The sequence below is a fragment of the uncultured Caulobacter sp. genome, from assembly GCF_937900395.1.
In the GTDB taxonomy this organism is placed as follows: domain Bacteria; phylum Pseudomonadota; class Alphaproteobacteria; order Caulobacterales; family Caulobacteraceae; genus Caulobacter.
The window spans coordinates 22731-28739 of record NZ_CALCDX010000089.1; the positions used below are offsets into that span (position 1 = coordinate 22731).

At 65.8% G+C, this 6009-nt stretch carries 4 protein-coding genes and 1 pseudogene; 3 read left to right on the top strand and 2 right to left on the bottom strand.

The window, feature by feature from the left end; genetic code table 11:
- Position 1: 1 nt before the first annotated feature.
- The 3 genes and pseudogenes from Q0379_RS07720 to Q0379_RS07730 form a co-directional block, all read left to right on the top strand.
- Positions 2–1423 (top strand): sigma 54-interacting transcriptional regulator, encoded by a 1422-nt coding sequence (locus tag Q0379_RS07720; RefSeq protein WP_013079109.1) that lies wholly within the window; start codon positions 2–4, stop codon positions 1421–1423.
- A 62-nt stretch (positions 1424–1485) separates the two neighbouring features.
- Entirely contained in the window at positions 1486–3729 is a 2244-nt protein-coding gene (locus Q0379_RS07725) for a PAS domain-containing sensor histidine kinase (protein WP_299006644.1), read from the top strand.
- Positions 3726–4100 (top strand): annotated as a pseudogene (locus Q0379_RS07730) (response regulator); the annotation flags it as partial. The gene Q0379_RS07725 and the pseudogene Q0379_RS07730, both read left to right, overlap by 4 nt.
- 156 nt (positions 4101–4256) lie before the next feature.
- On the opposite strand, the gene Q0379_RS07740 reads toward Q0379_RS07730, so the two are convergent.
- Both Q0379_RS07740 and Q0379_RS07745 read right to left on the bottom strand, forming a co-directional pair.
- Positions 4257–4718 carry an MmcB family DNA repair protein gene (locus Q0379_RS07740; RefSeq protein WP_299006646.1) on the bottom strand — a complete coding sequence of 154 codons (462 nt, stop codon included), beginning with the start codon at positions 4716–4718 and terminating at the stop codon, positions 4257–4259.
- Between the two features lie 8 nt (positions 4719–4726).
- The coding region (locus tag Q0379_RS07745) for a GMC oxidoreductase (RefSeq protein ID WP_299006648.1) at positions 4727–6009 on the bottom strand (1283 nt) is incomplete at its 5' end.

The window sequence follows — 6009 nt, forward strand, 5'->3', positions numbered from 1 at the left end:
TATGAACGCCGCGAGCAAGAAAATCCTGATCGCCGACGACGACAGCTCGGTCCGCCTGGTCCTCAGCCAGGCCTTCACCCGCCTGGGCTACCAGGTGCGCGCCACCGGCAATGCGACCACGCTGCTGAAGTGGGTCACGGACGGCGAAGGGGACCTCGTTGTCACCGACGTGATGATGCCCGACGAGAATGTCTTCGACGTCCTGCCGCGCATCCGCAAGGAGCGGCCCAAGCTGCCGATCATCGTGATGAGCGCTCAGAACACCCTGCTGACCGCCGTCAACGCGGCGGATGCGGGCGCTTTCGAATATGTGTCCAAGCCGTTCGATCTTGATGATGTGACGGCGGCGGCGCGTCGGGCGCTGTCGCGGCCGGCCGACACCGAGGCCTCCAAGGCGCAGGCTCGCGCCATGCGCGACGAGCGCCTGCCGTTGATCGGCCGCTCGGCGCCGATGCAGGAGGTCTATCGCACGATCGCCCGTCTTGTCGGCGCGGACCTCACTGTCCTCATCCTCGGCGAGAGCGGCACCGGCAAGGAGCTGGTCGCCCGCGCGCTGCACGAACTGGGGCGCCGGCGCGACGGCAAGTTCGTGGTCCTCAACCTGGCCGCCGTTCCGCGGGAAAGGGTCGAGGTCGAGCTGTTCGGGCGGGGCGAGGGCGACAATGGCCGCCTGGTCGAGGCCGATGGCGGCACGCTGTTCCTGGACGAGATCGGCGACATGCCGCTGGACGCCCAGACCCGCCTGCTGCGGGTAATCGACGGCACCGAGCCGGTGATCAATCCGAAGACCGGCCGCCGGCCGAACGTGCGGATCATCGCCGCCACCAACCGCGACCTGCGCGGCCTGATCCAGCAGGGCCTGTTCCGCGAGGATCTCTTCTTCCGCCTCAACGTCGCGCCCGTGCGCCTGCCGCCGCTGCGTGACCGCGCCGAGGACATTCCGGATCTGGCGCGGACCTTCTTGCTGCGCGCCGCGCGCGAAGGCCTGCCGGCCAAGACAATCGACCAGAGCGCCCTAGACCGGCTGAAAAGCTATCCGTGGCCGGGCAATGTGCGCGAGCTTGAGAACCTGATGCGCCGCATGTGCGCCCTCTACGCCGAGGAGCTAATCACGGCCCGCATCGTGGATCGCGAGCTGCAGGACCACACGCCCGCCGTACGGTCGGAAGAAGGGCCCGTCACTCTTTCCACGCTCGTCGAACGTCATCTGGCTTCGCACTTCGCCGACCAGCCCGATGGGGTGCCGCCGCCCGGCCTGTATGACCGCGTGCTGCAGGAGATCGAGCGCCCGCTGATCCAGCTCACGCTGTCGGCGACGCGCGGCAATCAGGTCCGCGCCGCTGAAATCCTGGGCCTGAACCGCAACACGCTGCGCAAGAAAATCCAGGACCTCGGCGTCGAGATGACCCGCGGCCGTCGCTGAGCTGAAGCATTCGTAGCACATAGCTGTTGAATTCAGGGCACACCCCCCTAAAATCAGGGGTGATGGCTTCAGTGGCTTACGCGACCGGATCGGAAGCCCCGCCGACCCGGTTCAGCCGGGCCTGGTGGCGAGAGCTTTTGCGGTCGCGCTACCTGATGGCTGGCGGCTATGCGCTGGCTGTTCTGCTGACCGTCGCCGGCGTCGCCCTGGCCTCGTCACCGCCCAAGACCGACTCGATCAGCACCGCCAGCACGGTGATTCTGGTCGTGCTGGGCTTCAATCTTGTCCTGATCCTGGGCGTGGCCACGATTGTGGGCCTGCGCCTCTATGATTTGATCGACGCGCGGGCCAGCGACGAAGGCGCGCGCCTGCACCTGCGTTTCGTGGGCCTTTTCTCGCTGGCGGCCGTGGCCCCGGCGGTCATCGTGGCGCTGTTCTTCGGCGTGCTGGTCAATCGCGGCGTCGACGGCTGGTTCAGTCAGAAGGTCCAGACCGTGGTCGGCAATTCGGCCAAGGTTGCCAACTCGTACGTCGAGCAGCAGAAGAACTACATCTCCGAGCACATCGCGCCGATGGCCGCGGACCTGAACCGCGCCGCGCCGGCCATGTCGCAATCGCCGGTGGCGTTCGGCCATTTCCTGGCGGGCGTGATGGAGGATAACGGCTTCTCCGCCGCTTACGTCTTGGATCGGGATGGCCGGATTCTGGCGCGGGCCGAGACCGCCGCCGCGCCGCCGTTCCTGGCGCCGCCGCCGTCCAGCTACCAAGCCACGGACGGCGGTGAGGTTAGCGCCCAGCGCTTCGTCTCGAACGACCTCTTCCGGGCGCTCTATAAGCTCAAGGCTTTCCCCGACGGCTACCTCTATGTGGTGCGGCCGATCGAGCAGGGCATTCTGAGCCACCTGATCGAGACGCAGGACGCGCTTTTGTCCTATCGCGACGCCGAGCGCAGTCGCGGCCGCATCCAGGCGATCTTCGGCCTGAGCTATCTGGAGACAGCGCTTCTGGTCCTTGTCGCCGCCATCTGGGTCGGCATCGCCGCGGCGAACTCGATCGCGGGGCCCGTGGCGGACCTCGTCGAGGCCGCGGGCCGCGTGTCGGGCGGCGATCTGGATGCGCGCGTGGAGGCCGGGTCCGGGCCGGAGGAAATCCGCGCGCTGTCCAACGCCTTCAACATGATGACCAGCGAGCTGCAGCTGCAGCAGGCGGCCTTGAAAGCCGCCAGTCTCGACGCCGAGAGCCGCCGGCAATTCATCGAGACGGTGCTCTCCGGCGTCAGCGCCGGCGTGGTCAGTCTGGATGAACGGGGAAGGGTCTCGGCGGTCAATCGCCGGGCGACAGCGCTTCTGGGACTGCCGGAACACGCCTTGGGCGTCGACTTGATCACCTTGGCGCCGGAATTCGCGGTCGTGATGGAAGCGCTGGAAGAGAGCAGGCCTGACACGGATGTCGAGATCGACATCATGCGCGAAGGCGAGACGCGGCGCCTTCGCGTTCGCGCCGCCGGCCATGTCGCCGCCGGCCTCGTCCTGACCTTCGACGACATCACTCGTCTTGTCGCCGCCCAGCGTAACGCCGCTTGGAAGGACGTCGCGCGCCGGATCGCCCACGAGATCAAGAACCCGCTGACTCCGATCCAGTTGTCGGCCGAGCGCCTGCGCCGGAAGTACCGCAAGGAGATCGCCAGCGATCTCGAGACCTTCGATCGCTGCACCGACACCATCATCCGGCAGGTGGGCGACATCGGCCGCATGGTCGACGAGTTCTCCGCCTTCGCCCGCATGCCGGCGCCGCGCTTCGCGCCGGCCAATCTGACCGAGATGCTGCGCCAGGCGGTCTTTGCGCAGCGCTTTCAGGACGCGGAAATCGAAGTTCGTTTGGAAGAGCCTGGCGGGGGCGACATCTGGGTGACCTGCGACGAACGGATGATCGGCCAGGCCCTGACGAACATCCTGAAGAACGCCGGCGAGGCGGTCGGCGCGCGGCGTCTGGTCGATCCGGATCTGCGCGGCCGCATCACCGCGACCCTGGTCTCGGACGCGGACGATCTGTGCGTGACCATCGAGGACAATGGCGTCGGCCTCCCCCCGAAAGACCGGGATCGGCTGACAGAGCCTTATGTGACCACCCGCGAGAAGGGCACGGGCCTTGGCCTGGCTATCGTCAAGCGGATCATGGAGGACCATGGCGGAAGCTTGGCCCTGACCGACGCGCGAGAGCCGCCTGGCGCCCGCGTGATCCTGAAGTTTCCGACGACCGCGCGTCTGCCCGCCGCGGCCCAAAGTGGCGTTGAGGAGATGATATGAGCGCCGACGTTCTGGTAGTGGATGACGAAGCCGACATCCGCGAATTGGTGGCCGGTATCCTTGAGGACGAGGGTTACGCCGTCCGTACGGCCGCCGACTCCGATCAGGCGCTCGCGGCGATCCGCGCGCGCAAGCCTTCGTTGCTGGTCCTGGACATCTGGATGCAGGGCGGCGGCATGGACGGTCTGGAATTGCTGGACATGGTCAAGGGGCTAGACGCCGACCTGCCGGTGATCATGATCTCGGGTCACGGCAATATCGAGACCGCGGTCAGCGCCATCAAGCGCGGCGCCGTGGATTACCTCGCCAAACCCGGTGATTTCGAGGAAATCCAGGCGATCTTGACCGGCTCCGACATCGAACGCCCGCTCGCCGAAGCAAGGCCCATGTCGGCAGATCGCGTGCGCTGGGAACACATCCAGCGGATCTATGAGCAATCCGGCCGCAATGTTTCCGAAACCGCGCGCCGGCTCAACATGCATCGCCGCACGCTCCAGCGCATTCTCGCCAAGCGCGCCCCGCGCTGATCAATACCCCTCGGCAAACCGTCCTTCCGGGTCGGTGAAGCCAAGAAGCCGTGCGCTGGCGAGCCGGGCGAGTTCGATCGTCAGCGCCTTGCGCGTCGGCGCAGGCATGGGCTGCCGATCATTTTCCCGCATGAGATGCGCGCCGAACCCGTCCGCCAGCATGAAACCGGCCTCGTCGGGGAAAATCTCCTGTGGCACATCGATATGGCTCGCAAAATAGAACCGGTCGCAGAACGCGCGGTATTCGCGCCATTTCGTATCGGTGCGGAAATCCTCCACGGAGGATTTGATCTCGATGATCCAGATGTCGCCATTCCGGCCGAGCGCGACGAGATCCGCCCGTCGCCCGTTCGGCAGGGTCACTTCCGGCACCGCGACCATGCCCAGTTGATAGAGGTGCCGGCCGAGCCCGCGCGAAAGAAGCCGCGCGGTGGCATCGCGCGCGATATCCTTCAGCGGCACAACCCCGCTCACCGATCAGCCGCGAGGATCATTTCCGCGCCCTTTTCGGCGATCATCAGCACGGGTGAATTGGTATTCCCGGAGGTGATTGTCGGCATGATCGAGGCATCGACGACCGAAAGCCCGTCGATCCCGATCACCGAGAGGCGCTCGTCGACCACTGCCATCGGGTCATCCTTGGCGCCCATTTTCGCCGTGCCGACCGGATGGAAGATCGTCGTGCCGATATCGCCTGCCGCTTTCACCAAATCGCCATCGCTCGTCAGATGCGCACCGGGCTTGTATTCCTCGGGCTTGTAGCGCGCGAGCGCCTTCGCGCCGACGATCTTGCGGACAAGGCGAAGCGATTCGATCGCAACCTGCCGATCCTCTTCGGTCGAAAGGTAATTCGGATCGATGACCGGCGCGGCGAACGGGTCCGCGCTTTCGAGACGGATTTCGCCCCGGCTCGTCGGGCGTAGATTGCAGACCGAGGCGGTGATCGCCGGGAAAGGGTGCAGCCCCTCGCCGAATTTGTCGAGGCTGAGCGGCTGGACGTGGAACTGCACGTTCGGCGTTTCATAACGCGGCGCGGATTTGGCGAAAAGGCCGAGTTGCGAGGGCGCCATGGTCAAGGGCCCGCGCCGGAGCAGCGCGAATTCCACGCCCATCATCGCGCGCTTGAAGACGTTTGCGTAATCCATGTTGAGCGTGCGCACGCCCTGAACCTTGTAAATCGGCCGCAATTGCAGGTGATCCTGCAAATTCGCGCCGACACCGGGCCTGTGGAGCCGTGTCTCGATGCCCAAGGACGAAAGCTTCGCGCCGTCACCGATGCCGCTGAGCATGAGGAGCTTCGGCGAGGCAATCGCGCCCGCCGCCAGCACGACGCGCTTTCTTGCCGTAACGGTCGTGAATTCGCCGCGCTGGCGGAAGCGGAGGCCCGTGACGCGGTTATTCTCGATATGGAGCTTTTCAACCTCCGCGCCCGCAAGGATTTCCAGATTTGGGCGATCTTTCACCGGGTGGAGAAAACCCCGCGCTGCGCTCCAGCGCAGGCCCTTTTTCTGGTTCACCTGAAAATAGGCCGAACCTTCGTTATTGCCGCGGTTGAAATCCGGCGTTTTCGGGATGCCGCATTCCGCGGCGGCATCGGTCGACTCGACTCGCCGCGTCCTCAGCCCGACCGTCGGTGCTGATCGGTAGGGTCGGGTCTCATGCCCGCCGGATCGAGAGCCAGCGCCCGGCTGTCGGACAGCGTCGTCGGCATCGCGATCCTGGCGATCACCGGCATGCAGTTGATGTCGACCCT